Origin of the sequence: Parasphingomonas puruogangriensis (assembly GCF_036663635.1) — a bacterium.
Classification (GTDB): Bacteria; Pseudomonadota; Alphaproteobacteria; order Sphingomonadales; family Sphingomonadaceae; genus Sphingomonas.
Genome location: NZ_JAXOJI010000026.1, coordinates 1 through 1,518 on the forward strand (window position 1 = coordinate 1; position 1,518 = coordinate 1,518).

Annotated in this window: 1 protein-coding gene and 1 pseudogene; both read left to right on the forward strand. The window is 58.1% G+C overall.

The features are described from left to right. Window positions 1-957 (forward strand): amidohydrolase (locus tag U1739_RS20930; RefSeq protein ID WP_332710551.1); only part of this gene is annotated, 957 nt, incomplete at its 5' end. Window positions 958-980: 23 nt separating this feature from the next. Further along, a pseudogene (locus tag U1739_RS20935) lies at window positions 981-1,518 on the forward strand (NADP-dependent oxidoreductase); the annotation flags it as partial.

Sequence of the window (1,518 nt, forward strand, 5' to 3'; positions counted from 1 at the left end):
ATCACCGCGATTGCCGATATGGGCACAACCATGGACGATTGGCAAAGCTACCGCCGTGCAGGCGACGCTGGCTGGTTGACGGTGCGCATTTTTGGCTATGCTGCCGGAATTGACAATATGGTTGCCATAGCCGGGCCGCGGCCAAGCCCATGGCTGTATAATGACAAGCTGCGGCTTGGTGGTGTGAAGCTCTATCTTGACGGCGCTTTGGGCAGCAGAGGCGCATGGTTGAAAAAGCCATATGCAGATGCACCGGCTCAAACCGGACTGCAGTTTCTGGCGAGCGCCGAAATCCGCAACCTCATGGTCCGCGCGTCGATGGACGGGTTTCAAACCGCGATCCACGCCATTGGTGATGCCGCCAATGCCGAGGTTATTGGCGCAATCGACGAATTGTCGACGACATATAAGGGCGACCAACGTTGGCGCATCGAGCATGTCCAGATTGTCGACCCCGCCGACCTGCAAAGGCTTGGCAAGCATGGAATCATCTCGTCGATGCAACCAGTGCATCAGACGTCCGACCGGCTGATGGCCGAAGCGCGGCTTGGTCAGGATCGGCTCAAAGGCGCATATGCGTGGCAATCGATCGCCCGCGCGGGCGGGAAGCTTGCCTTTGGCTCGGACGTGCCGGTTGAATCGGCGGATCCTTTTGCTGGGCTCGCCGCGGCGATGACACGTGAGGACGCTGCGGGCCAGCCCTTTGGCGGCTGGCGGCCGGAAGAACGAGTCACGCGCGAACAAGCACTTGCGGGTTTTACCACCGGTGCGGCATATGCTGCGTTTGCAGAGGGCAAGTTCGGGTCGTTAACCCCCGGTCATTATGCCGACTTCATCCTGATTGATGTCGATCCGCTGCTTGCAAGCCCGCGCGAACTGCGTAATGCAGTGGTTAAGGAAACATGGGTCGCAGGACGGCCTGTTTATAAAAATGCTGCGGCAAATGCTGCAGACTAAAAAAGCAATGGAGAGACACGATAATGCGCGCATGGACCTTGACGAGCCGCCCGGCAGGACTGCCTAATGATAGCAATTTTGCTCTGTTGGACCAGACGGATGCGGCGTTGGGGGCGGACGAGTTTCGCGTCACCAATAGCTGGCTGTCGGTTGACCCCTATATGCGTGGGCGGATGAATGATGCAAAAAGCTATGCCGATCCTTTCATGCTCGGTGAGCCTATGACTGGCGGTGCCGTAGGAACCGTGACTGAAAGCAACAATGCCGAATATCCCGTGGGTACCAAGGTCATGCACATGGCTGGCTGGCGTGACACTGCGGTTTTCGGCGGCGGCAAAACGCCTCCTGCAGGCATGCCGCCTGTAAAGTTGCCCGATATCGGCGTACCCGACCAACATTGGCTCAGCATTATCGGCATGCCGGGTGGAACTGCGTGGTTTGGCCTGCTGAAGGTAGCTGAAGCCAAGCCGGGCGAAGTTATCTTCGTGTCGGCCGCAGCCGGCGCAGTTGGCTCTACTGTAACCCAAATTGCGAAAGCCAAAGGCATGAAGGTCATTGGCT